This is a genomic window from Parendozoicomonas sp. 209JJ7-1 (assembly GCF_058147085.1).
This window is the reverse complement of record NZ_JBYVJU010000002.1, coordinates 21074-46755: the sequence shown is the minus strand read 5'-3', so window position 1 is coordinate 46755 and position 25682 is coordinate 21074. Positions and strand designations below refer to the sequence as shown.

Sequence of the window (25682 nt, the reverse complement as noted above, 5' to 3'; positions counted from 1 at the left end):
AACAGCACCCAATACCATGTTCCAAGGGTAACCAGAAAGATAGAACGCTCAATATCAAGAACACTTGGTTGTGATCCGGTTACAAGGGCATACTGGTGTTTTCAAAGTATGAGGGACTTCGGGATGGTACCCTATATTTTTATCTATACTGCATCAACACTTCTTCATTGGTTGTTGTCTTGTGTATATTCTATCTCTATTCATAACATGTATTTTTATGAGTAGTTTTGTTTATTCAAATATTGAACAAACGAAAGCTATGATTGAAAGTGAATTGAAGAGCGGAAGAATAATAGCTATTTTGATAATTGATATGCAAAAAGGTTTTATGCCTGGTTTCCAAGGCAGTGAAGACATCATAAAAGCTCAGGTTGAATTGCTAAAGACATTTGCAGATAGAACTGGAGTTGTAGTTGTTGATGTGAATGTCAATCCATTTGCTTCTGAAAATCCATCCTTACCAACGAAGCAGAACTATGAATATACTAATACAATTGATGAGTTGTATGTTGAAGCCAGGAAGAATGTTTACTATAAACGTTTTTTTAAATTAAAAGATAATGCTTTTGCAGATGCTTCCATGACAAAAAGCTTTGAAGATGTTGAAACAACTCTCCATGGAAAACTGGTGGATTATCTTGATAGTATGGGAGTTTTCTCTGTTTTCCCGGTGGGGTGTTATGATGCTAAATGTGTAATGCGAACAGCTATAGGGGCATCAGAATCAGGTTTTCCTGTTAAAGTTGATAGAGATCTTAATATTCCATCTTCTTATACTGAAGAAGAAATAAATGATTTCTGGCGCCTTGCAAAGATTGAACATCCAGGAATAGATATTATTAATGATACAGAAAGTAAATTGGGTTCATGGTGTGAATGGAAATGAAGACTGTTATTGTTCTTGACGTATAACGTAAAAATCAGGTGCGCCTCAAGTACACCTGATTTTAATTGTTATCTTTCGATTACTGGAAGGTTTTTATCGCACCAAATATACCTTCTATTAACATTTGAACGCCAATAACCGATAGAATCAAGCCCATTAAACGAGTAATTATTTGAAGTGCGCTTTCACCAAGCTTTTTGATTATTTTATCACCAAAAATAAAGCAAATATATGTAACAAAACACAGAATCAAAAATATTGATAGTGTTGAGATAATTTCAAACCAGCCTCCGCTCGCTGAAAAGTTCATTGCTGTCGCAATTGTTCCAGGCCCAGCTAAGATTGGTACTGCAAGAGGAGAAACAGCTAAAGAATCCGCACTTTTTTTTGAACTATGCAATGAGGAACCTTCACCCTGTAGCATATGGTAACCAATTATAAATACTAAAATCCCGCCTGTGACTCTCAATGCAGGTAAAGTTATCCCAAAAAATGTGAAAAGAGTTTTACCCAGGGCGGCGAATAAGAGAATAATAAAAAAAGTAAGTATTAAAGACTTTCTAGCGATTCGAGTTTTTTGATCTTCTTCTAATTCTCCTGTTAACCCGACAAATACAGTCGTATTAGCAAGTGGATTCATAATAGCGAAAAATCCAAAGAAAACTGTGATCAGGTGACCTATAAAACCATCCATCATTTAACCTGTTTATAACAACATCATTTTAGGAGCAGTCATTTTAATTTTATAGATTAGAATGTCTAGATATTTGAGGAAAGATAACCGGTTTTCTGACCTGCCTTGCACCCGTATAAACGAATGTGACAGGAGTTTGCTCTTGTCCCGGCCGGATATGACTGTGATCACATTCTCCTGAAAATGACGACAGGAAGTCGCACGACATATAACCTATATCGTGCTGTATATGCGTATTCCACTGAGGATGTGGGTGAACTGGCTAAATGGAACGGTGATTTCTTCGGGCTGGCCCACAGCCAGGACGAACGACGACGTTTGGTGGTGATCTGAAGCAGTAATTATGGACATAATGCTCATTAATATTTCTATGCAACCCTGTTCAGAACTTATAAGTTATCCCGTACAGACTGCTGCTACAAAACTTCATCGCTGGTCTGGAGGGGCGATGTATCTTGCCAGCGCAGACATCATTTCTGGCAGTAATAACCCTGTGTTTCCTGCGACGGAGAACTGTCTGGGCCATGTGGAAGTGACACATCCGAAGGTCAGGTACATTGCATCGGTTCAAATTTTTCACCCTTTCAGGGAGATTCCCATGGCTATTAAAGCCACGATTTTCAAAGTTGATTTGCAGATAGCCGATATGGATCGCGGCTATTACGAAAGCCATAACCTGACTATTGCCAGACATCCTTCTGAAAATAACGAAAGAATGATGGTGCGGGTGCTGGCTTTTGCCCTGAATGCCTCCGAGAACCTGCAGTTCACCCGTGGTCTGAGCACAGATGACGAACCGGATCTTTGGGCAAAGAACCTGATAGAAGATATAGAGCTGTGGATTGAAACCGGTCTGCCGGATGAAAAACGTTTGCGCAAGGCTTGCCATCAATCCCAGCAGGTGATTGTGTATGCCTACGGCGATAACGCAGCGCCGGTATGGCGGGATCAGCACAAATCTGTGTTTTCCCGTTTTGAAAACCTCAAGGTCGTATTTGTACCGGAAGAGCAGGTCACTGCCATGGCGGATTTGGTAGAGCGAACCATGAGCATTCAGTGCACCATTCAGGATGGTGAAATTATGCTGAGCAGCGAAGGCGGTTTAGTGGATGTGCGTCCGGAAGGCTGGATAAGGGCAGATTAAAACAGGAAAGGAAGCTAAGAAAGGTTTGTGCTAGCATTAGTAGTTTGCCGCTGTATTGAACTTCGGTTTTTAATAATAAGTATGAGCTGGCTGGATTCCATTTACTGTTTTTAGTAGCCGCAAATTAACTGGCAAAACTTTTCTCTGACAAAGGAAGATTGTGGGAGCATTTCTCCTGCCTGTTTTTCATTTATGCAAGATACTATAAAAAACTACCATATTTATGGCATGGGCGCGGCATTGGTGGATACCGAAATTGAGGTAGATGATGCTTTTCTCGCTGCGAATGGTGTGGAGAAGGGTTTAATGACCCTGGTTGATGAGGAACGTCAGTACAAGCTGATGAAAGCACTGAAAGATCACCTGGTTTTCTCACGCCGTGCCAGTGGTGGTTCCGGAGCTAACACAATTATCGCGGCCAGTTATTTTGGCAGTGATGTGTTCTACTCCAGCAGGGTTGCCAGCGATGAAAATGGTGACTTTTATCTACAGGATATGAAAGCAGCGGGTGTAACCACCTGTGATCTGACAGATAACCATGAAGGTATTACCGGTAAGTGTCTGGTACTTGTTACCCCGGATGCGGAACGCTCCATGAATACCTTCCTGGGTATCAGTGAAACCCTGTCTTCCCGGGAAATTAATGAAGAAGCCATCAAGCGCTCCGAGTACCTGTATATTGAAGGTTATCTTGTCACCTCTGAAGCCAGCCGTCCGGCGGCCATCAAAGCCCGTAAAATCGCAGAAGCTAATGGCGTGAAAACAGCTATCAGTCTATCTGATCCCGGAATGGTGCAATTCTTCCGGGAAGGGCTGGAAGCAATGATTGGCGACGGCGTTGATCTGCTGTTTTCCAACAGGGATGAAGCCCTGGGCTGGGCCAGCACAACAGATATTTCTGTTGCTGTAGAAACCCTGAAAACAATCGCCAAAACTTTTGTTATCACCCTGGGTGAAGAGGGTGCCCTGGTTTATAACGGTGAAAACCTTCTGCATATTCCTCCCTGTAAAGTTGAAGCCGTTGATACCAATGGTGCCGGGGATATGTTCGCCGGAGCTTTCCTTCACGGCATCACGGCCGGATATGGTTACCAGAAAGCTGGTGAGCTGGCCTGTGCCGCTGCGGCGGAGGTGGTTTCAGGATATGGCCCGCGACTGCAGGCTGAGAAGCATGGCAGGATTCTGAAAGACGTGATGGCAGCAGAAGCTCTTAGCTAAAAAGAAACATCAGCTAAATATAAAAACGGGGACATTGCGAACAATGACCCCGTTTTGAAATTCCATTTCAGACATGCCTGTCTTCCATCCCTGAAGAAGATCATCCTGATCTCCTGACTCATCCTGAGTCTGAAACTGTCGTCCACAACAGCTCGTTTATATCCATAAACGCAGGGGCCATCCTTGACCATCCCTTTGCCACGTCCAGTAGCGATCCTGCATGCATAGGATAAACGGACATTATGTCGCATAAAAAGTCGTTATAACCGTTTATATTTGTAGGATATTTCTTACATGTGTTCGGTGAGTTGGCTGTTTCATACAGTGTAAATGTTTAAAAACATGTACGTATGTACTTTCTCAGGTTTATAAAGCCATCTTTTCTATTACGTGTTCATCGGTGCAACTTTATTCCTGTTAGAAATATTTCGGGTATACCGTTGGTTTTAAGGGAAGGAATCTTTTCGTCATACAGTGGAAACTTTTACAGAGGGTTCTATTATCCATGGGGTTTTGTTTATTGAATGGGGAATAATAGGGCATGAAAAAAATGTCTTATGGAAGTTTTACATCATTTCTTCTAGTTATCTTCTTACTAGTGTGGATTGGTTTTTCCCATGCCGGAGAGAGGGATAAGAAAGGTGCTGCATCAGGCCCTTCACAACCCATAATGAATCTCACGATAATAGAAGCAGATGAAATACCCAGTGAAGAAAAAAAGCATATAGAACCATTAGTAATTGAGCCGGTTGGTGACCCTGATGAAATATATAAACTAGTACAAAAAGCCAAGGAAGAAGGTGTTAAAGACTTATCCGAGTATGTGATGAAGAATGCACCAAGTCGGGTCTGTTATTTGAATGCTATGTCAAATGGGTGTATGAAAAGAATTCTGGCACCTTATCCTATAGGAAGTGAATACTATAAAAAGAATTGGGTGAAAGATTCTATTTGGGTACTGGACCCTGGTATTGCGAGAGGTCTGATGAAAGATGCTGTGGGGGTTGACCTGAAAAAGCAGGAACTTTTTACTGCTCTGGGTTTGTACCTTGGTAAAACTGCTCTTTTTTCTACGGATGCTGATAGTAAACATATGGAAAGAAGGCAGACTTTTAAACTCAGTCTTGGTAGTGAGAATTTAAAAAAGATGACCCCTCTGACTTTATATATGGCAGATTCTTTTCTCAAAGACTGGGAAGCTACAGGGACTCTTGATGATGTAAAAGGAGCAGCTTTCAGGTATTTAATACCTTTGGTTGTTTTTAATGTTTTTGGAATAGATATAAGGCAGCACCAGAAGATTATGGATGATTTGAGAGATGCCTTATCCGGTGCTGTACCCAGAGTTGTTGATACTAACTTTGACATGGTGTTTCCATTTCTGCCTGATAAGATGAGGGTGCCGTACCTTAATTGGTTTTATTCAGATCTAGGAAAGAAATCAGAAAAACTTATGGAGTGTGTGAAATCTATTTCTCACTTGGCTTCACAATCAGATGGGTATGCCCGTTTTGAGGACGCTCCTCACCTTAATAACATAAGAGGAGGTGGGATGTTCCGTGAAATATTGAGAAGAAGTGGAGGGAATTTAACAAAACTAGATATAGCCGATTTGGCAAATCCTTTAGTTGCTGGAACCGATACGGGAACAGCCTTATTTATAACTCTTTTTACTGAGCTGGCTAGAGATAAAAGTATCCAGAGTGAAATTCGAGGTCAGGTGAGGGCTGTATTGAATGGAAAAGGTTATGATCTTGTTAATGGTAGAGATTTATATTTAGAGTCTGAGGACTTTAATCAGGAAAAGCTAGGGGTATTATATGAACACGTGGAAAATATTCTTGTATCACTGCCCCCTGTTCCTGTTACGGCAAGAAAAGTAGCTAGAGACTTAACAGTATTTTTTGTTGATAGAGGCGGGTGGGGGGCTTCAGTTTCTGAAGGTGCTTCGGCAGTAAGGCGCAGAGCAGCATCACCTTCAGAACAATTTTCGCCTTCAGTAGGGTATGGTGCACATCGCCCCAAGTATTACAGGCTTGATCTTCAGGAAGGGCAGACAGTGACATTTCCAAGCATATACTTGAATGAATATGATGGTAACCCAAATCCATTTATTCCAGAAGACGCAAAGAAGCTTTTGATTCGGGAAAGAGCGAAAAGAATACAAACTTTCGCGAATAGAAGCCGGCATGAATGTCCAGGACAACATTTTGCGCGGGATATGCTTCAAAAACTGGTTTTTAAGGTTGAGGCTGCAGGTTATGAAATTGAACTGGGTGAAGCGTTTGAAGGTTATAACTTTTCCTTTAAAGGTGCACTGATAGTTGAAAATAAAATAACACTCAAGCTTAAGAGTCTATCTTCAAAAAAAGAAGATGACGTTGAAGGCGATCAAGACACCAATGACATTCATAAAGCAATGAATGATTTACAGCTAACAACTAAGGATTCATAAAACCTGCCACAAGGCATCAAAGACTATCTTCTGAGATCGAGTGATCTCAGAAGATTCAAGTACTGTCGCAACAGGGTATTTCTTACGCTAATGTGCTGGTTAACTAAAACCAGTGTGGTAGGTCTCTATAAAAACTCTATTCTTCTGTTCGAAACAGGCCTTGATTTTAGGATTGCTTAGTTATGCATACTGCGATTAATAGGAAATTTAACTCAATTCTCTTACATATTACCCTGGTGATATGGGCCAGTTTAAGTTGGGCTGGGTTGGATTTTGACGAAAAAGGACGCCGCATTACTCCTCTGGCTTCGGACTTTAATACCAAAATCATGAGTCTTCAGGTGGTTAAGGAGAGTTCTGTCCCTTCTGGTGCGGATGTACAGGTAATAAATATTGATCCTGTTGGTGAGCCTGATGAAGTATGGGAGATGGTGGAAAAAGCGAAAGACGATGGGGCCAAAGCATTGTCTGAATATGCAATGGAGCGTGCTTCAGGAAGAGTCTGCCGGTTGAATGCATTGCCTGCGGGGTGTATGGGGAGTTTATTACGGCCCTTTGGCCGTGAATCAAAGGCTTACGATTATAACCCTTTGAAAGATTATCTTTGGGTTTTTGATACAGGTATTGGTATTGGATTGATGAGGTCGGAGATAGGAAAAGCGTTATTAAAACAAGAGTTATTTGGTGCTATGAGGCTGTATCTTGGCCCGCGTACTCTTTTTGGAACAGATGGGGGAAATTCAGAGCACTCGGAGAGAAAGAGAATATTTAGAGAAAGCTTCAGCCCTAAAAATGTTTGTGAAATTACTCCTTTAACGCTGGTTATGGCAGAACAGTTTATTAATAAATGGCATGACTCTGAGAGACAGGTTCTTGGAGGCTTAAAAGAAGCTGCTTTTGACTATATTGTACCTCTGATTGTTTATAATGTTTTTGGTATTGATATAAGAAATAATGCCGACTTGATGCAGGATATTTCTGAGGGTCTTGCAGGAGTCGTACAAAGATTTGTAGATCCAAATCTTGATAAACTTTATCGATATATTCCGGATGGCGCAAAAGAAGCTTATTTAAGGTATATGTATCCTGATATTGTTGAAAAGGGAAAAAAACTATTTTCTGCAATAGAGAGCCTTTCTTTATTAGCAGTAGAAGATTTGCAGAATCCTCAAAAAACGTCTCTTTTACCTGAAGGGATTGACGTGGAAGGAGGGAAAATGTTCAAAGCAATATGGAGTCAGAAAAAAGAAGCTTTAACAAAGGATGATATTGCCGATCTTGCAAACACATTAGTGGCAGGTTCAGATACTGGGGCATCGCTTTTTACAACGTTGTTTACTGAATTGGCAAGGAATGGTGAGTTACAAGAAAAGATAAGAGGACAGGTAGAATTATTTTTGTCTGATCATGGGTATGATATTGGAGAAGACGGTTGGCGAGAAAATCTTGTAGGATCTGATTTTAAAAGAGAGAAGCTTAGTGAATTGTATGACTATGTTGACAGCATTCTTCTGGAATTGCCTGTAGTACCCCTTACAGCAAGAAAAGTTGCAGAAGATGCCAAAGTTTACTTTGTTGATACAGATGAAGAGCTTTTTTCTAAAGATGAAGATCAACAGTTAAGGTATCGTAGTAGCACCCTGCCTGAAATCAAACAACCAAAAGTTTATTACCGACTTGATTTAAAGAAAGGTGATACAGTTGCATTTCCATCTTTTTATTTGAATCCTTATAAAGGAAACCCTAATCCGTTTGTCCCAGATAGTCTTAAGAATGCCCCTTTACAAAAAAGAGCTCAAAAAATGGTTACGTTTTTAGGGGGGAGTTCAAATGAATGTCCAGGGCGTGCATTTGCTAAGGACATTCTCCAGAAAATTATTTTCACACTTTTTGCCTCTGGTTATCGAATTGAAATTGATGGTTCGTTTGAAGGGTATGATTTCACTTTTAAAGGTGCACTGGTTGTTAGAAGTAAAATAGATCTCAAACTCCTCCCCTTCACTTCAAAAAAGAATGAGGGCTCTGAAGGTGAAGGAGAGATGAGCACTTTTACTAAGCAGGTGCAGGAGTTGGAACTAACACATACAGAGTCATAAAACCTGCCACAAAGCATCAAAAACTATCTGCTGAGATCGAGCGATCTCAGCAGATTCAAGCACAGTCGCAACAGGGTAGTTCTCCGAAGCCATGGAGATCATGGCAACTTTTGGCGGATAGATGGCTATATAACTGGCATCTACCGGTCCATCGGTTTTTAACCACTTCCGCTCAGACAGCTCCGCATCCTCACCACCTTCCCCCAGGGCAATAACCCGAACTTTTATCTTCTGCCGAACCCTTTGCAGGGTGTAGTTAGGAAACGGACGATAAAGGTGTTGCCTAATGCTCTTGGTTGAGAATACCTGGTATTCTCGTTCCGGCTGTTGGCTGACCGTTGCCAGAATATCCTTGAGGACAAACTCAATACCATCATCCCCTTCGTAAAAGCGTACATTTCCGGAAGAGAAGTCCGGCTTCATATGGTGGAGTTTGGGAATAATCTCTGTTTTCAGGGAATCTATAGTGCTGTCTAGTGCCGATTTTTTCTCTTCTGCCAGGAGCAGGAGTTTTTCCGGGTCTTCTGCCCGAAAAAAACGACGCTTGCCTTTCGGGGCATAACTGACAAGCCCCCGGGAAGCCATCTGTTTCAGGCTTTCATAGGTTGTGCCACGGTTGATGCCGGTATGGCTGGCGATATCCCGAATAGAGGAAGGGCCGATCTGGAACAGGCCAACATAGAGAGTGATCTCCCGCTCAGACATACCAAGCTGTTGCAGAGCTTCCAGGTTCACAGTGATTTCCCTTGTTGAGTTATATGTCAAAAAATAAATGACAAAATATATTGCCATAGAATTATAAAAGGTTAAATTGGTCTTTTTTAATCAAAAATGTCATCTATATACTGACATGATCTAGATCCAGTGCTCTGCTAGGGCGCTTTGCAAGGACTGTACATATATCTGCAAAGGGAACAGGCTCTTCCGGGTGTTTTCCATTCGTCATCTGCCAGCCTTCATACTCTTTGCTGCAGGAACATTGTTATGAAAACCAGCGTTATTATTCTTGCTGCCGGTCAGGGCAGCCGCATGAAGTCTTCTCTGCCGAAGGTGCTTCACCCTGTCGCAGGCCGTCCGATGCTTGAGCATGTGTTGAACGCGGCTGCCCAGGTGCTGGAATCCACAGATGATATTCACGTTGTTGTGGGCCATGAAGCTGAGCAGGTAAAGAGCCGGCTCAGCCATTATCCGGTGAACTGGGTTGAGCAGACAGAACAGCTGGGAACCGGTCATGCTGTGCAACAGGCCGCCCCCGGTTGCGCAGATTCTGATGTGGTACTCGTTCTATACGGCGATGTCCCCATGATTCAGGCTGGCACACTCAACGCTCTGGCAGCTGCCTGTGATGGGAAAAATCTGGCTCTGTTGACCATTGACCTAGCCAATCCCAGTGGTCTCGGCCGGATTATCCGAGCCAACGGTTCTATCCAGGCCATTATTGAAGACAAGGACGCTACCCCGGAACAAAAGGCCATCACTGAAATCAACACCGGTATTATGGCCATTCCTGGTTCCCGTCTGGGTGAGTGGCTGAATAACCTGAACAACAATAATGCCCAGGAGGAATATTACCTCACCGATATTGTTGAGATGGCTGTGGAAGAAGGCACACCTGTTGTGAATGCCCGCCCTGATTCTGAAATGGAAGTTCTGGGTGTGAATAACCGCATGCAGCAGGCGCAGCTCGAACGTCTTTTCCAACAGCGCAGGGCGGAACAGTTAATGGTTGATGGAGTCACTTTGCTGGACCCTTCCCGTATAGACGTTCGTGGTCAACTGAATACCGGTCATGATGTGATTATCGACATTAATTGTGTTTTTGAAGGAGAAGTTGCCCTTGGTGATGGTGTTCAGATTGGCCCCAATTGCCATATTAAAAATGCCATCATTAAAGATGGTACAGTGGTAAAAGCGAACTCTGTTATTGAAGACACAGCCGTTGGGGAAGGTTGTGATGTTGGTCCTTTTGCCCGTCTGCGTCCGGGTACCCGCCTTGAGAATAAAGCCAAAATCGGCAATTTTGTGGAAACCAAGAAAGCCCATATAGGTGAAGGCAGTAAGGTAAACCACCTTAGCTATGTGGGAGATGCGCAGGTAGGAGAAGGCGTGAATATCGGAGCTGGAACCATTACCTGTAATTATGATGGCGTCAATAAATTCCAAACCAGTATTGCTGATGGAGCTTTTATCGGTTCCAACACGGCTCTTGTCGCGCCGGTATCAGTAGGGAAGGACGCTGTAGTCGGAGCAGGTTCCACTGTAACGGTCGATATTCCTGATAGGAACCTTGGGGTTGCCCGTGGCAGGCAGCGCAATATTCCAGGCTGGCAGAAGCCGGTGAAAAAAACATAAGCGCCCCGTATCAATAGCTGGTTTAAGCGCAGATTTGGAAAGGTAATTATAAAGTATGTGTGGAATTGTTGGTGCTGTAGCACAAAGGGATGTGGCTCCCATTCTGGTGGAAGGTCTTAAGCGCCTGGAATACCGTGGTTATGATTCGGCAGGCCTCGCGGTTCTCGACAAAGACGGCGTGATGGGGCGTTTGCGTCGTACAGGTAAAGTCAAAGAATTAAATGATGCGCTTCAGACAGAACCGGTACAGGGCGGCACAGGTATTGCCCACACACGCTGGGCAACCCATGGTGAACCCAGTGAGCGTAACGCTCACCCCCATGTTTCCGATGATATTGCTGTTGTACATAACGGTATCATTGAAAACCATGAGGCTTTGAGAGTCAGTCTGGAAAAAATGGGTTATGAATTTTATTCTGATACAGATACAGAAGTGATTGCCCATCTTATCCATAAAGAACGTAAAACAAGTGGTAGTCTGCTTGAAGCTTTGCAAAGAACTGTTGCCCAGCTGGCAGGCGCTTACGGCACTGTAGTCGTCGATCGTCGTGAACCTGACCTGATGGTGGTCGCCCGTTCCGGCAGCCCTCTGGTTGTAGGTCAGGGTATTGGTGAAAACTATGTGGCGTCTGACCAGCTGGCACTATTACCGGTCACCCATCGTTTCCAGTATCTGGAAGAGGGAGATGTCGCAGAAATTACCCGTGAGCAGGTGGCTATTTTTGATGCTTCAGGCCAGCCAGTAGAACGGGAACTGATTGACAGCGATCTGGATCATGAAGTGTCCGATAAAGGTTCCTATCGGCACTACATGCTCAAGGAAATTTTTGAGCAGTCTGACTCTGTAACCAACACACTGGAAGGGCGTATTTCAGAAAACAGTGTTTCTGTTAAGGCTTTTGGCCACAATGCCCAGGAAGTTTTCCGCCACGTAAAGGCTATTCAGCTGATTGCCTGCGGCACCAGTTACAACGCCGGTATGGTTGCCCGTAACTGGTTTGAAGATCTGGGTATTCCCTGTCGTGTCGAGATCGCTTCTGAATTCCGTTACCGGAAAGCTTTTGTGCCGGAAGACTGCCTGTTTGTAACAATTTCCCAGTCCGGTGAAACTGCAGATACCCTCGCTGCTCTGCGTATGGCAAAAGAGCTGGGCTTTATGAACACTCTGACGATCTGCAACGTACCAGGTTCTTCCATGGTGCGGGAATCTGATATGGCGTTTATGACCCGTGCCGGCGCTGAGATTGGTGTGGCTTCCACCAAGGCATTTACTACCCAGCTGACGTCTCTGCTGATGCTGGTAACTGCCATTGCCCGCAGCCGTGGCTGTATGAGCGCAGAAGAAGAGCAGGCGGTGGTAAATGACCTGCGCAATCTTCCCCAGGCCATTACCGAAGTACTAAAGCTGAAAGACGACATCACTGTGATGTCTGAGGACTTCTCCGACAAACATCACAGCCTTTTTCTGGGACGTGGAACTATGTACCCGATTGCTATGGAAGGCGCGCTCAAACTGAAGGAAATTTCCTATATCCACGCAGAAGCCTATGCAGCCGGTGAGTTGAAACATGGACCTTTAGCTCTGATCGACGCAGATATGCCGGTTGTGGTGGTTGCTCCTAATAATGAGTTGCTGGAAAAACTGAAATCCAATATGGAAGAAGTGCGGGCCCGTGGCGGTCAACTGTATGTGTTTGCTGATGCAGGGGCGAAACTCACAAATGGAGAAGGGGTAAACGTGATTTCACTGCCTTCCATTGGAGAACTGGTCGCACCGATTCTGTACACCCTGCCTCTGCAGCTGCTTTCCTACGACGTAGCCCTGATTAAGGGTACTGATGTGGATCAGCCCCGCAATTTGGCCAAGAGCGTAACAGTCGAGTAACACTGGGTAGTGGGTCACAGTTGTTGTCGGTGGACATTAAAGTTTGGTAAGAATTGAGTCTTCTACAGGCTTGGATGAGGCTGTAGAAGGCTTTTATTTATGATCTACAAAATCACGCAGCGTCGCCGTCTCTGCCTGCCTTCGGCTGCTCCCCTCTCTTCCCTTTTATTGACTCTTTTCAGCTTTGGGTACTCATCTTCAATGCGTTGCCATGCAGCTTGGGACTGTTGAAGGAAATCATTGTAACTCCGAAAAATATCGGCATAGATCCGGTCGGAAATGGGGTAATTAAGGTCATGATCAACAAAAACAGAAAAGCCTTTCGCAAGCCCCCCTTTGGCTGTTTCACGAATGCAGGTTGCGTCGAAACACCCCATAACAACAAGGTCATGGACATCGTTTTTTATCAAGAAGCTTTCGAGGCGCCCAATAATTCTGTTTTCTTCTACCGGTGTAAGGGGGGCTTCCGGAAGTGAGACGTCTTCAAAGGCGTTTTTACTTTCCTTGATGAACTGGAAGCTCAGTCTCTTTTGCCGTATTTCCTTCATTAATTCATACAGAGTATTTCCCCAGTTTCTGGTTTCTACCCTGATAAAAAAAAGGCTGTTTTCTTTTTCCTGGGGCAGCTGGCTGATTACCGTGGCCTGTTGTACAGCGTAATATTGAAAAAGATTGAAATCCCCCTCAAAAATTTGATGATTTGCCTGCATATCAACCACAAGAATAGCGACCTTCCTGTCTTGATTCAGCAGCTTGTTGATATACTCGACAGTTTCCGGCCATCCCGCCAGACACTGAAAACTCGCGGAGATCATAAAGAAGACCAGCATAGAGCATAGTGTTGAACTGACGACGGCCATAGAACCCGTACCTGTGTCGGCTTGGAAACAACCAGATTGGCATAACAGTATCGTACAACTACAACATCTTGTGCCTCGCATTTCGGCGCTGCAGTATCAGTTGAGAAAGTCCAGGGCTTTTTTGAAGCTTTGATGACCTGACTTTATCGGTCTTTTCGGGGCATCACCAACCCTTGAAGTTTTGGTCTCTTCTACGTTCCTGGCTACGTCCACACAGGGAAATTTCACAAGAGAAACTGCCCCTGTATTAGAGCTTTTTTGAGTGTCTCCACAACATTAAACGCCGGGGAAAAGCTGCAATTCATGGGCTGCTTTCCTTACTGTTGGGGTAGCTCCCCGGAATCCATAAAGAGCCAACAATGGAAATAAACTTAATATCAGTAGAAAAAGAAAATGGTATTAATGCAATAAAAGAACTGGAACTTTTTACTGAATTTATTGCCTGACTATTAATATTATTACTATGAAAAGGAAATTCAACATGCAGCGAATAGGAGCTGAGGGAGAACATAATAGACAAATGAGATTATCTGCAGCTGTTGATGTAGAACTGAGAGCGGTAACAAGTGATGGATTCAAAGTAAAACCGCTTTTAACTGAAGAGATTGGGATATGTGATCAATTTACAAAACATGAAGAAAATACAGATTCTACAACCCATTTTTCTAGTCTAAGAGAAAAGCTTATAAAAGTTTTAAATTTATCAAAAAAAGAAATTGAAGTACCCGATGCTTACCAGATTATTCCAGAAAAATTCATTTTTGGTGAAGAGTTTGAGTACTGGCCAACAAAAGTAGCAGGTTATGATTCATTGTGGGCAGTACATGATTTGCTCATATTCTGGGAAAAAGAGCTCAGGGATAAGGTTAAAGATCTTGGTATTCCTGATTCAGAGCTTTCAATAGAGCGCAGCGAGTACAGCAAAGATGACCCTTATGAAAGAGTGAGAGGGTTGTGTGAAAGTATACGAGTAAAAGTCGGAAACTGGCATTGTGAAGGGTTCCGAGACACTTGGGATGATCAAGGGCTATTAGAATTTAATACGTCCCCATACAGGCTGGATCAAACTTTTCAAATAAACGGTATAACATATACACCATACGAGTTATTTGACTATTTTATTTTCAGTATTTGTAAAAAGATGAATGTAGAACCCAGCTCTGGTCATAAGCATGTGGATTTCTCTGAGTCCGTTGGGGGGAATACCGAGTTTTTATTTCGTCTGCTAATTGATGCTGAAGATAAAGCTTGGTTGTGTTCTGCACTTGATATGCAGTTATACTCTTCAATTTCAACTAGATATGTAGCTCAAAATGAAGGCGCCGATAAAAGAGTGTATGACTTACAAAAAGTAATTTCTCTGTATAATTCACTATTAGCAGAAGGCTACGTTCATGAAAAGGAAGATTTCCACTCCTCATTACATAAATTAATATTATTTTGGGAATCATTAACAGGTTCTGCCGGGAGATTTGTTCCTGTTCGTTTACCAAGACCAAAACATGAGGAAAACAACACAAAGGCAAAAAGCGGGCAAATCGTTAAAAGACCAGTCAGTGTAGCAGCTGAATTCAGGTTTTTTAATACACCAAGAGATGGAAGCGAAGTAAAACTTTTAAATGAATTTTTAACTGGCTGGCTTAAGCATTTAAACACAAATCAAATTAACAGAGCATGTGTGAAATATGAAATTTATAATCCTGACAAACCTCAGTCAAAAGAAAAAATCATTAAGATGTTAGAGAATTTTTGCACACACGATTTGAGGTTATCAGCAAGTCACTACGAACAAATTTTGAGAATATAAAACATGAGTCCAGAAAAGCAAATAGGGGTCAGATTCATTTTCAACCTTTCTCAAAACTCAGCATGCCCGCCAGCCCCGCCGGTGTATGCACCCGCAGGGAATTAATATTCTCGGGCCAGTGTTCGAGTGGCCCTGATCGTCCCAAACGTTTCTGCCGGTTATACAACCTTGTGAGAGGTCCACAAAGCATCATCACTGTTATGGATATAGATATGGGTGCGTTCCGCCAGCTGCTCCAGCAGTCTAAACGGTTGGCCGGGTTCAGAAACATCAGTTGTCGTCGGAGGACATTAAAGTTTTGTAAGAATTGAGTCTTCTACTGGCTTCGATGAGGTTGTAGAAGGCTTTTATTTATAATCACAAAATCACGCAGCGTCGTCGTCTCTGCCTGCCTTCGGTTGCTCCTCCTCCTTCTTCTTCCCTTTTATTGACTCTTTTCAGCTTTGGGTACTCATCTTCAATGCGTTGCCATGCAGCTTGGGAATGTCGAAGGAAATCATTGTAACTCAGAAAAATATCGGCATAGACCTGGTCGGAAATGGGGTAATTAAGGTCATGATCAACAAAAACAGAAAAGCCTTTCGCAAGCCCCCCCCTGGCTGTTTCACGAATGCAGGCTGCGTCGAAACACCCCATAACAACAAGGTCATGGACATCGTTTTTTATCAAGAAGCTTTCGAGGCGCCCAATAATTCTGTTGTCTTCTACCGGTGTAAGGGGGGCTTCCGGAAGTGAGACGTCTTCAAAGGCGTTTTTACTTTCCTTGATGAACTGGAAACTCAGTCTCTTTTGTCGTATTTCCTTCATTAATTCGGATATAGTATTTCCCCAGCTTCTGGTTTCTACCCTGATAAAAAAAAGACTGTTTTCTTTTTCCTGAGGCAGCTGGCTGATCACTGTGGCCTGTTGTACGGCGTAATATTGAAAAAGATTGAAATCCCCCTCAATAGTTTGAAATTTTTCCTGCATATCAACCACAAGAATAGCGACCTTTTTGTCTTGATTCAGCAGCTTGTTGATGTACTCGACAGTTTCGGGCCATCCCGCCAGACATTGAAAGCTCGCGGAGATCATGAAGAAGACCAGCATAGAGCATAGTGTTGAACTGACGACTACCATAGAACCCGTACCTGTGTCGGCTTGGAAACAACCAGACTGGTGTGACAGTATCGTACAACTATAACATCTTGTGCCTCGCATTTCGGCGCTGCAGTATCAGTTGAGAGAGTCTAAGGTTTTTTTGAAGACCAGTTTGAGGGTTTTGTTCCTCATCGTTCTGCTATAAAGCATAATGATTACGCCGTTCTCGTTCTTTGCGCTCTGAAGACAATTCCTCCAGGGGAAGACCACGGAATACCCGCCGCACATCACTAATCACCGGTTCACGATGCAGATACCCCCAGTGATCAACAATTAACTCTCTTGCATCGGTACCAAAGCCTCCAGTAATGGTTGAAGTATCAATAACAAAGGTTTCATCATTCAGGTTGCTGGCACACTGTGGCCCTGATCGTCCCAAGCGTTTCTGCCGGTTATACACCTTGTGAGAGGTCCACAAAGCATCATCACTGTTATGGATATAGATATGGGTGCGTTCCGCCAGCTGCTCCAGCAGTCTAAACGGTTGGCCGGGTTCAAAAACATCATGGCGGACATCTGCATTAAACAGTAAAACTTCAGTGAAAATCGGGAACAACTGGGACGTTTCCAGGCTGTTCAGCATGGAACAAAGAACCTGATGCCCCATTGAGTGAACACCCAAATGGATTTTTTTACGGCAAGGCGAGTTCTTTTCAATATCAAAGGTGGCAATAAAAAAGCGTTTTAATTTTTCCAGCAAACGCCCCAATACCCGGCCTGTCTCCCTGGCATCAACCTGATCATGTTCATACTGGAAAAGCTCCCCCCGGGATGGCCAGCTAACATACACAAGATGCTTTACCGGACTATCGCCACCCATATAAATCTCTTGCAGCTGTTTAATCTGCTCAAGATTATCCTTTAGGTCATAGTTATAACCATGGATAAAAAACAGAATGTCGCCAGCATTGTTCCCCAGGTTTTCTTTGTAAAGGTTACTGAATAAACGAGCGGTTCCGGTCAGTTGGTTCGGAGAATGAGAGGCGATACCCTCGTAACCATATTCATTCAAATCCCCAAAAACAGTGTAACTGCCATCAGTATGATATTCGGCAATACGGAAATCATGACTGGCTTTCTGCCCACCTTTCGGTTGCTCCTGGAAACACAGGCTGCCATTTTTATCGGTGCCTGTTTCACGGTTCGATATAATGAACGTACTCATATCCCTGCCTTTGTTTTTGTTATCCATGCTGCCTGAATCGCCATTTCTGGTAACCAAACCTAATGTGCAGGGAATTATTGACCTTATCCACAGTCTGTTATTTAAAGTTTATAAAATTCACAGCAGATTTCCGTTATGCATATTTCCAGAGACACCTCTCACCGTTCTTCAATATCATCTTCTTCCCCCCGAAGAATATCCAGGGATGAGACTGGTACAGCCTGGAAACGCAGAACACGCCAGCGACGGACACCTTCAGAATCTCCATCACTGGTACGCCGTCAACGGCCTGATGTCTCCCGGAATAGCACCCCTCACCCTGCTCCTATTGCAGAACGAGCCAGATCCCGCTCCCCCCACTGCAGGATACCCCCGGTATTCCCCGATCGTTTGTACTCTGTCAAAGCGACCCTGGAAAGCTACAGACCCTATAAAAGAGGTTCTCAGCATGTCAATAAAGTCCAGGAACTGGCAGATAACCGGGATATAAAACGCGGTGTTGCGGAGGTTGAAATATACCTGAAAGAACAGGGTCCCTCTCTGACACCCCGTCAGCAGGTGGATGCCGCCTTTGTACTTATGAATTATGTTGACTGGATGGTTCTCATAAACCGTGATGACTACTATGCCCTTCGCCAGTACAGCAACTACCTCCTGACAGCCCATAAAGCGCTCAGTTTTATTCATCGTCCTGAAGCAAAGAAAGGGCTCAGCAAACGCATTGTTACCGCACTCAATAAAATGATTCACCAGACATACTTCCAGGTTGGAAACCGTCACAGGGATGAAGAAGAATATAAAGCATTAGTCAATAACCTTGTTACCCTGTGCCTTGGGCATGGTTATTTTGAATACCTGGAACTTAAACATAATCTTGAGCTTCTTGTGATCACCGGCCGCCATGGCCGAGATAGCCATCAATGGCATCAGGCCAACCGATTACTGGAGCGTACCAGCTTTGCTCAGGTTATACAGGCCAGCCGTCGTCCAGATCCGCAATGGAGAGATACCGACCTCGGCTGGCAGGCTCGCTGTTACGGTCTGCTGACAGGGTGGTATGGCAAAACCTGGACTTCCGAGACGGTTGCGCACGCTTTGAAAGCGCTGATCAGGGAACTTTCAGGATCATTAGATACACTTCCCCAGAATGTTGCCCGCACGTTTCTGGTGGTATGGGCTCACAGCCTTCCCTCCCTGAGACACAGTGGATCACCTGAACAGCACGAATATGCCAGACGTCTTTGGGAAATACTCAATAAGCCCGACCAGACATGGTTCAGGCAGGATGCCCATACCCTGGTAACAATGAAATGCAACGTACTCAAGGAGCTTATTGTCCAGAACAGGGATGGGGAGGAAAAACTCTCAGCCTATCAAGACGAACTCCAGCGTCTTCTTAAAGGACATTTACCCTCTGAGCCTCCGTTATCCCAAAAGGATCAGGATCAGTCCCGGTCCTGATCCTCTGGCCAGGCATTCATCTTTTGCAGCAAAGTACGCATTTCCGCTTCGCTGGTATAGGGAATATGGATAAACCCGCCCCCGGCCATTTTCGAGCTCGGGCGAATCGCTACAGGTGCACCAAATTTACCGGAAACCAGTTCTTCCAACCGCCGCAGGTTGGCATTTCTGCTGACGGGTACCTGAGCCTTTTTGGTGCTGTTCAGGGCCTGAACTTCTGCTTCCAGACGGCGAACCGTCCATTCCTGTTTGACTGTGGTCCGGGCCAGTTCCCGCTCTTTGTATTTCAACTCAGGCTTTAATCCGGCAATGGCTTTTCCGTGTCCCTGGCTCAGTTTATTGGCCCGCAGTAGGTCCCGCACCCCAACATCCAGCTTCAGCAGCCGCACCGAATTGGCCACAAACACCCGACTCTTGCCCACACTGGTAGCCACATCCTGCTGTTTCAGACCGCTGTCCAGCAGGGATTGAAAACCCTGAGCCTCTTCAATGGGATTGAGATCGCTGCGCTGCAGGTTCTCCACCACAGTGATGACCTGACACTGATGATCAGTAAACTCTCCAAAGATGGCGGAGACACTGTCCATCCCTGCCAGGATAATCGCCCTTATACGGCGCTCACCCGCTAAAATCTCGTAACGGTGGTCACGCTTTCTCCTGAGTATCACTGGTTGGATATTGCCGCCGGTCTGCGCAATCGAGTCAGCCAACTCCTGAAGCTCGCCTTCAGGAAAGTCCTGCCTGGGCTGGAACCGCCCCCGGTCACACAGGTCTACGGGGACACGACCATGCTCAATCATGGTGTTGGCAAACAACCGGGGAACTGCTTTGCCGGAAAACAGGGTTTCCGTGGTCGGAATCTCGGACATGATGACCTCTATCCTTGCGAACGGATGAAACTTTTTCTGTATCCGTTACTCATGAGAAACCCGTCAATTAAAACAGGGTGAATGGCATTTCAACAACCCTGAATATGTCACCTTAACCCGACACTGTCTTGACAACCTTGTCAGTCATATAAACCAGCGAGAGAAACCAAATATCAATCTGGTAGACAAACAGACATCCCGTGGATTTAGCAAGTAAGGTGATGCGATGTTTGATTCCAGATTAATGTCAGGGCCTGAAGTGACTTATTCTAAGCAATTGATTCATTGCGGAGATGTGGTCAGGAACAAAATTGGTGGACTATACAAATTCTGCTCCCATACAGTGGCGGCTTCCAGTCAGGCGGTAATTCTCCAGATAACCCCTGAAGGGGTAGGGAAAGAGCCGCTTTCTCTAGCGCAGCGTGTTATCTCCCGAACCCTGGCCCATAGCCTGACTCTAGTCAGTTTTGCCCTGTCACCACTACTGGCCCTGAGGGGTGGACCCTTCCAGAAAGTGTATGGACAGACGATGGGGTTTCGGCGTTATCTGGCAACATTTCTCTGGAATATGGAACCAGGTGGTTATGACCCAAAAAGAACCCGTTTGGTTCATAAGAATCCTGATAACGGGAATCTTATTGTGCGCAGCAATATACCCCTGACAAAAGAGGGTAAACTGGCTTATCAGCCGCTGTTGAATGAAATCAACAAGAGCCAGGGCCGTCAGGGCGAGAAGCGCCTGACCCCTGAAAATACTCATCTGGATCTGATTACCCTGACCAATAGTGTGTGTGAGGAACCGGAGTGGATGATGATGAAAAATGGCGTGGAAGAGTTAAATGCCAAAACGGGTTGTTCTGCCGCGTTTCGTCCATCACCGGTAAGTGGGTCTCTGTTGGGTCCTCTTACCTGTTTGCCTCGTTCCCTGCACAGGTTATATCAACAAATACCCTTCTATATGACCTGGACCAACTTTCCCCGTTTGCTTGACACCATTTGGAGGGATAATGCCGAAAGCATTGAGGGTAAAACCCGGATCACTGTTATTAGCTGTGTCCATGGTGTTGATCGGACTGGCATGGTCTGTTCCGGCCTGCAGATGGCACACAAAGGTGCAAGTTTTGTTGAGGCAAGGCAGGATTCTCAGGAGGCGGCAAGGCGAAGACCCGGGTACAAGGATCTGGATAGCTTTGCGTACAAGGGCCTGCTCAACTTTGCCTGGCACCTGAAATTATGCAGAGGGCAGAGTAGTGTTGGTGAGGTACAGGAAACTTATACCGGGCATAAAACCCGTAAGACGGAATAGAATCGTCTGATTGCGAGCGGCACTCTGGTAAATATGCAGGCATATCTGCATGTAAGATCATGAACGGACTCTAAGAAAAACATACAAAGGTAGACCTGACAGGTTGATATCCCTGAATTAATGGGCAGTCCGGCCAGTTCTGGATTGCCCGTTTTCTGTTATTTTGTCTGGGGTTTTCATGAAAGTAAGTCACAGGTGTGGATGATGAACGCGATTGATGTATGGGCACAGCACCCGACAGAAAGATTTCTTAAAGAGCCGTTTTTTGATTCCCTGAAAAAATGGACCGGGAACGACTTCAAAGGTATCACCCTGGATACCACCGTCAGTTGCATGAAGTCTGCGGGCCTGGAAAAAGCCCTCATTTCCGCCTGGCACGGCCCGCAGGGCGCGTTGATCAGTAATGAAGAGGTACTGGAAATTACCCGACAGTATCCGGATTTATTTGCGGGGATTGCTTCTGCGGATTTAAGGAACCCTGTAGCTGCTGTTCGTGAGCTGCGTAAATATGTAACCGAGTATGGTTTTAAAGGGTTACGAATTGTTCAATGGCTCTGGGAACTGCCTTGTACTCATCCTCTCTATTATCCCTTGTATACCGAATGTGTTGAACTTGATGTACCAGTCTGCCTGCAGGTGGGATTGACCGGGCCTCTGCGTAGTTCAGAATCCGGCCGGCCTCTGCATATCGAACGTATTGCTCTGGATTTCCCTGACCTGAAGATTGTCTGCGGTCATATCGGCTATCCCTGGCACAATGAGATGATCGCCTTTGCCACCAAATTCCCCAATGTATTTATTGATACTTCTGCCTATCTGCCAAAGCGCTACCCTCCGGAACTTGTGGCGTATATAAAATCCCATGGTCGGCATAAGGTGATGTTTGGCACGAATTATCCGATGATTACACCGGGTGCCTGCTTAAAAGAGATCGAGCTTTTGCAGTTGGATGATGAAGTAAAGGCGCTGTTTCTTTCTGAAAATGCCAAAAAGATTTTTGCTTTATCATAAAACAGCAGCGCCCCGGCTAATTCACTCCTGTTAACCTGTTTGGTTTTCACATCCCGGCTATTGCTGCTTTGGATTAGCCGGGCCTGTTGTGGCCATAACTACTGCTTCAGATCAGTTCTCTTTATCCCGGTCATCTGCCCAGCAGGCGGGCACCTTTGCCATAAGTGGTCTGCCATGCAATGGCCCGCAGGAATGTCACGAATCAGGAATGTCACGAATAAAGTTACAGAGCGCATAACGAATGGCCTCGCAGTTTCCACATGCTTTTACCTTTTACGTCTGATCATTCACGTCTGACAATCAACATGATTAAATTGACTTCCATACTGACACTCATTGCATGAAGGCATGCCCGATAATGTAGCCGTGGTGCTGCATAAGCCAGTGGCTTCTATGGTGTAGTTGCCTGCCGGCATGGTGATTTTGCATGAGTCTTGAATATCCTCACCTTCGGGACATAAGACATCAGCACATTTGGGGCATATATACACCGATGTTCCCACAGGGATCCTGTATTGGGACGTATAAAAAAGTGTCGTTGTGAGGCCAGTGGATTGTCCGTCTTTGCAGACGACCCTCACCCCCAGGATAAAACCTCCCATGTTTATTGTGTTCAGCTCATATCGCTTCTGGGAGGGGTTCTCTTTATCCCAGTCATCTGTCCAGCAGGCGGCACCTTTGCCATAAGTGGTCTGCCATGCAATGGCCCACAGGAATGTCACGAATAAAGTTACAGAGCGCATAACGAATGGCCTCGCAGTTTCCACATGCTTTTACCTTTTACGTCTGATCATTTACGTCTGACAATCAACATGATTAAAATGACTTTCATATTGACAATGATCACATGATGGCATGCCCGATAATGTAGCCGTGGAGCTGCATAAGCCAGTGGCTTCTATGGTGTAGTTGCCTGCCGGCATAGTGATTCTGCATGTTTCTCTAACATCCTCACCTTCGATACATTCCACATCACCACATTTGGGGCATATATACACCGTTGTTCCCACAGGAATCTTGTATTGGGACGTATAAAAAAGTGTCGTTGTGAGGCTAGTGGATTGTCCGTCTTCGCAGACGACCTTCACTTCCAGGACAAAACCTCCCATGTTTATTGTGTTCAGCTCATATCGCTTCTGGGAGGGTTTTTCTTTATCCCATTCATCTGTCCAGCAGGCGGCACCTTTGCCATAAGTGGTCTGCCATGTAATGGCCCACAGGAATGTCACGAATAAAGTTACAGAGCGCATGATGAATTGCCTTTTACGTAAAGATCGTAAAGAGAGTTCGTAAAAATTTACGGGAGACCGGGTTTTATCAGCGGGTATCTGTTGCGATCCTGGCTGTGGCTGCTCCTGGCCTGTTCATGTCAGCCAAGTCAATCAGGCGCTCCTCAGTGTAGAAAGTGATCTTATTAAACGCCAGTCTATGAATGGCAGCCAGGATCAGGCACAGGGGCGCTGGCAGAAAAACAGGTGGCTTTACCGTAAAGCAGCCAGATTACGGATTAAATCCAGTACGATATCGAACGTATTGCCCTGGATTTCCCTGACCATTTGATTCACGTATTTAATGGGATTGGCCTGAATCAAATGCTGCTTTGTGGATCTGCCGGGTCTGTTGTGACCATGATGTGTCCATGATTACCCCCTGGAAACTATTAGAGCTCTAATTACTCTTGAGTTTAAAAACATTCTGTGAGAAAAATCCGGACAGTGAGCAAGCTCTCTTTCAGAAGGTCGGTATATATGAGCGATTTTTACTACCAGAATGATGTGCTGGTCTCCCTTCGACAGATCATTCGGGCAACAGACCTGTACTCAAAACAGATGATTAAAGTGTGTGGGCTGACTATTCCCCAGGTTGTAGTGTTACGGTCGATAGAAAGCCTGGGAGACGTTACGGTAAAGCGTATCTCCCAGGATGTTTCCCTGAGTCAGGCGACAGTGACCACTATTCTTAACCGGCTTGAGGAGCGGGGGTTTATTGAGCGGGTCCGCAGCAGCGTTGATAAAAGAATTGTGAATGCACGGCTGACCGACCATGGACGTACGACTCTGGCAGAAACCCCTCCGCTTATGCACGAAAAGTTTATTGAGCGTTTTGAAGCCCTGGAGAACTGGGAAAAGACCCAGATACTTTCCACTCTGCAACGGGTTGCGGTGATGATGGACGCGGAAAATATGGCTGTGACATCTATGCCTGATATGGAGGCACTTACTCCTTAACGGGGCAGATAATTTGAACTCTTATTATTAGAGCTGTAATCTATATCGCGAAATTCCAACAACAACAGGGCAGTAAAAGCAATTATCATGATTAAAGCCATCGGCATTTTAGGGGCCGCAGCACTCATCTCACTCTCCGGTTCCAGCATGGCTGCCAGTGGCTGCGGTAAAGTCACTATTGCTGATATGAACTGGAATTCCGCCTCTCTGATTGCAAATGTGGATCAGTTTATTCTTACTCACGGTTACGGCTGTGACGCCGAGTTGATACCCGGTGATACCATGCCCACCGGTACTTCCATGATCGAAAAGGGTGAACCGGATATTGCTCCCGAGTTCTGGAGCAACGGCCTGAAAGAAGCGCTGGATAAGGGCGTGGCTGAGAAGCGCCTGCGTTATGCCGGCAATGCATTTTCTGAAGGTGGCGAAGAAGGTTTCTGGGTCCCCGAATATCTTCTTGAAAAAAAACCTGAACTGGCTACCATTCAGGGCATTATCAAGAATGCTTCCCTGTTCAAACACCCGGAAGACCCGAGTCTGTCCGGTTTTTACAGCTGTCCGGCGGGCTGGACCTGCCAGATCACTTCCGGAAACCTTTTCAAGGCTCTGAACCTTGAAGAGGCGGGCTTTGAATTACTTGATCCCGGTTCCAGCGCCGGCTTGTCCGGATCGCTGGCCAGAGCTTATGAGCGTAAAGAACCCTGGTTTGGTTATTACTGGGCACCCACCGCCATTCTGGGTAAATACAAAATGGTGAAGGTGGATTTCGGCAGTGGTATCAACAAGGAAGAATTCATGAGGTGTACCGTTCAGGAAGATTGTGAAAATCCGAAAGTCACTATGTATCCTCCTGCGCCGGTACAGACTGTAACGACCGAGGAATTCGCTAGCAGGACCCCGGAAGCCTACAACTATCTGACCCGTCGCTCCTTTACCAATGCAGAGATGAATCGTCTGCTGGCCTGGATGGAAGAAGAACAGGCCGATGGCGAGATCGCCATGGAACACTTCCTGACCACTTATCCGGAAATCTGGAAGAAGTGGGTTTCTGAGCCAGTGGCTCAGAAAGTACAAAAGTCCCTCTCCCGGTTGTAAGGGGAACCGA

At 45.1% G+C, this 25682-nt stretch carries 22 protein-coding genes; 14 read left to right on the top strand and 8 right to left on the bottom strand.

The genetic code is table 11. The features are described 5' to 3' along the window. Positions 1–217 precede the first annotated feature (217 nt). Positions 218–886: an isochorismatase family protein gene (locus ACY2RQ_RS02200; protein ID WP_490111316.1), complete on the top strand. Its 669-nt coding sequence runs from the start codon at positions 218–220 to the stop codon at positions 884–886. Positions 887–965: 79 nt separating this feature from the next. Here the strand turns inward: ACY2RQ_RS02200 and ACY2RQ_RS02195 are convergent, their stop codons facing one another. After that, complete coding sequence (locus tag ACY2RQ_RS02195) at positions 966–1583, bottom strand: MarC family protein (RefSeq protein ID WP_490111315.1); 618 nt, start codon at positions 1581–1583, stop codon at positions 966–968. Between the two features lie 180 nt (positions 1584–1763). On the opposite strand from ACY2RQ_RS02195, the gene ACY2RQ_RS02190 reads away from it, so the two are divergent. The 5 genes from ACY2RQ_RS02190 (at position 1764) to ACY2RQ_RS02170 (ending at position 8493) form a co-directional block, all read left to right on the top strand. Beyond that, entirely contained in the window at positions 1764–1913 is a 150-nt protein-coding gene (locus tag ACY2RQ_RS02190; protein WP_490111314.1) for a hypothetical protein, read from the top strand. Between the two features lie 265 nt (positions 1914–2178). After that, a complete protein-coding gene (locus ACY2RQ_RS02185) occupies positions 2179–2724 on the top strand; it encodes a YaeQ family protein (RefSeq protein WP_490111313.1) in 546 nt (181 codons plus the stop codon). 192 nt (positions 2725–2916) lie between these two features. Next, positions 2917–3942: an adenosine kinase gene (locus ACY2RQ_RS02180; protein ID WP_490111312.1), complete on the top strand. Its 1026-nt coding sequence runs from the start codon at positions 2917–2919 to the stop codon at positions 3940–3942. A 541-nt stretch (positions 3943–4483) separates the two neighbouring features. After that, complete coding sequence (locus tag ACY2RQ_RS02175) at positions 4484–6397, top strand: cytochrome P450 family protein (protein WP_490111311.1); 1914 nt, start codon at positions 4484–4486, stop codon at positions 6395–6397. A 182-nt stretch (positions 6398–6579) separates the two neighbouring features. Beyond that, complete coding sequence (locus ACY2RQ_RS02170; RefSeq protein WP_490111310.1) at positions 6580–8493, top strand: cytochrome P450 family protein; 1914 nt, start codon at positions 6580–6582, stop codon at positions 8491–8493. Here the strand turns inward: ACY2RQ_RS02170 and ACY2RQ_RS02165 are convergent. Next, the gene (locus tag ACY2RQ_RS02165) at positions 8488–9228 is read right to left on the bottom strand and encodes a TrmB family transcriptional regulator (RefSeq protein ID WP_490111309.1); all 741 of its coding nucleotides are present in this window, start codon (positions 9226–9228) and stop codon (positions 8488–8490) included. The genes ACY2RQ_RS02170 and ACY2RQ_RS02165 overlap by 6 nt on opposite strands. A 249-nt stretch (positions 9229–9477) precedes the next feature. On the opposite strand from ACY2RQ_RS02165, the gene glmU reads away from it, so the two are divergent. Both glmU and glmS read left to right on the top strand, forming a co-directional pair. Beyond that, on the top strand, positions 9478–10845 hold the full coding sequence (gene glmU, locus ACY2RQ_RS02160; RefSeq protein WP_490111308.1) for a bifunctional UDP-N-acetylglucosamine diphosphorylase/glucosamine-1-phosphate N-acetyltransferase GlmU: 1368 nt from the start codon (positions 9478–9480) through the stop codon (positions 10843–10845). A 55-nt stretch (positions 10846–10900) separates the two neighbouring features. Then, a complete protein-coding gene (glmS, locus tag ACY2RQ_RS02155) occupies positions 10901–12730 on the top strand; it encodes a glutamine--fructose-6-phosphate transaminase (isomerizing) (RefSeq protein WP_490111307.1) in 1830 nt (609 codons plus the stop codon). 104 nt (positions 12731–12834) lie between these two features. Here glmS and ACY2RQ_RS02150 read toward each other — a convergent pair whose 3' ends face one another. Then, positions 12835–13590, bottom strand: coding sequence for a hypothetical protein (locus ACY2RQ_RS02150; RefSeq protein WP_490111306.1), 756 nt, complete (start codon positions 13588–13590; stop codon positions 12835–12837). Between the two features lie 481 nt (positions 13591–14071). Between ACY2RQ_RS02150 and ACY2RQ_RS02145 the strand changes: the two genes are divergently transcribed. Next, entirely contained in the window at positions 14072–15397 is a 1326-nt protein-coding gene (locus tag ACY2RQ_RS02145) for a hypothetical protein (protein WP_490111305.1), read from the top strand. Positions 15398–15754: 357 nt separating this feature from the next. On the opposite strand, the gene ACY2RQ_RS02140 is transcribed toward ACY2RQ_RS02145, so the two are convergent. Together ACY2RQ_RS02140 and ACY2RQ_RS02135 are read right to left on the bottom strand one after the other, a co-directional pair. Continuing rightward, positions 15755–16516: a cysteine hydrolase family protein gene (locus ACY2RQ_RS02140; RefSeq protein ID WP_490111304.1), complete on the bottom strand. Its 762-nt coding sequence runs from the start codon at positions 16514–16516 to the stop codon at positions 15755–15757. Positions 16517–16676: 160 nt separating this feature from the next. Continuing rightward, on the bottom strand, positions 16677–17702 hold the full coding sequence (locus tag ACY2RQ_RS02135; RefSeq protein ID WP_490111303.1) for an alpha/beta hydrolase: 1026 nt from the start codon (positions 17700–17702) through the stop codon (positions 16677–16679). A 135-nt stretch (positions 17703–17837) separates the two neighbouring features. Here ACY2RQ_RS02135 and ACY2RQ_RS02130 point away from each other — a divergent pair, with 135 nt between their 5' ends. Next, positions 17838–19163, top strand: coding sequence for a hypothetical protein (locus ACY2RQ_RS02130; protein WP_490111302.1), 1326 nt, complete (start codon positions 17838–17840; stop codon positions 19161–19163). On the opposite strand, the gene ACY2RQ_RS02125 is transcribed toward ACY2RQ_RS02130, so the two are convergent. Next, entirely contained in the window at positions 19148–20032 is an 885-nt protein-coding gene (locus ACY2RQ_RS02125; protein WP_490111301.1) for a ParB/RepB/Spo0J family partition protein, read from the bottom strand. The two genes, ACY2RQ_RS02130 and ACY2RQ_RS02125, sit on opposite strands and share 16 nt — an antisense overlap. A gap of 259 nt (positions 20033–20291) precedes the next feature. Here ACY2RQ_RS02125 and ACY2RQ_RS02120 point away from each other — a divergent pair, with 259 nt between their 5' ends. Continuing rightward, positions 20292–21338, top strand: a complete 1047-nt coding sequence (locus tag ACY2RQ_RS02120; protein ID WP_490111300.1) for a hypothetical protein — start codon at positions 20292–20294, stop codon at positions 21336–21338. A 201-nt stretch (positions 21339–21539) separates the two neighbouring features. Further along, on the top strand, positions 21540–22349 hold the full coding sequence (locus tag ACY2RQ_RS02115; protein ID WP_490111299.1) for an amidohydrolase family protein: 810 nt from the start codon (positions 21540–21542) through the stop codon (positions 22347–22349). A 287-nt stretch (positions 22350–22636) separates the two neighbouring features. On the opposite strand, the gene ACY2RQ_RS02110 is transcribed toward ACY2RQ_RS02115, so the two are convergent. Further along, positions 22637–23092: a hypothetical protein gene (locus ACY2RQ_RS02110; RefSeq protein ID WP_490111298.1), complete on the bottom strand. Its 456-nt coding sequence runs from the start codon at positions 23090–23092 to the stop codon at positions 22637–22639. A 51-nt stretch (positions 23093–23143) separates the two neighbouring features. Continuing rightward, positions 23144–23599: a hypothetical protein gene (locus tag ACY2RQ_RS02105; RefSeq protein ID WP_490111297.1), complete on the bottom strand. Its 456-nt coding sequence runs from the start codon at positions 23597–23599 to the stop codon at positions 23144–23146. A 498-nt stretch (positions 23600–24097) separates the two neighbouring features. On the opposite strand from ACY2RQ_RS02105, the gene ACY2RQ_RS02100 reads away from it, so the two are divergent. Both ACY2RQ_RS02100 and ACY2RQ_RS02095 read left to right on the top strand, forming a co-directional pair. After that, positions 24098–24577 (top strand): MarR family winged helix-turn-helix transcriptional regulator, encoded by a 480-nt coding sequence (locus ACY2RQ_RS02100; protein WP_490111296.1) that lies wholly within the window; start codon positions 24098–24100, stop codon positions 24575–24577. 87 nt (positions 24578–24664) lie between these two features. After that, complete coding sequence (locus ACY2RQ_RS02095) at positions 24665–25672, top strand: ABC transporter substrate-binding protein (RefSeq protein WP_490111295.1); 1008 nt, start codon at positions 24665–24667, stop codon at positions 25670–25672. Positions 25673–25682: the final 10 nt, after the last annotated feature.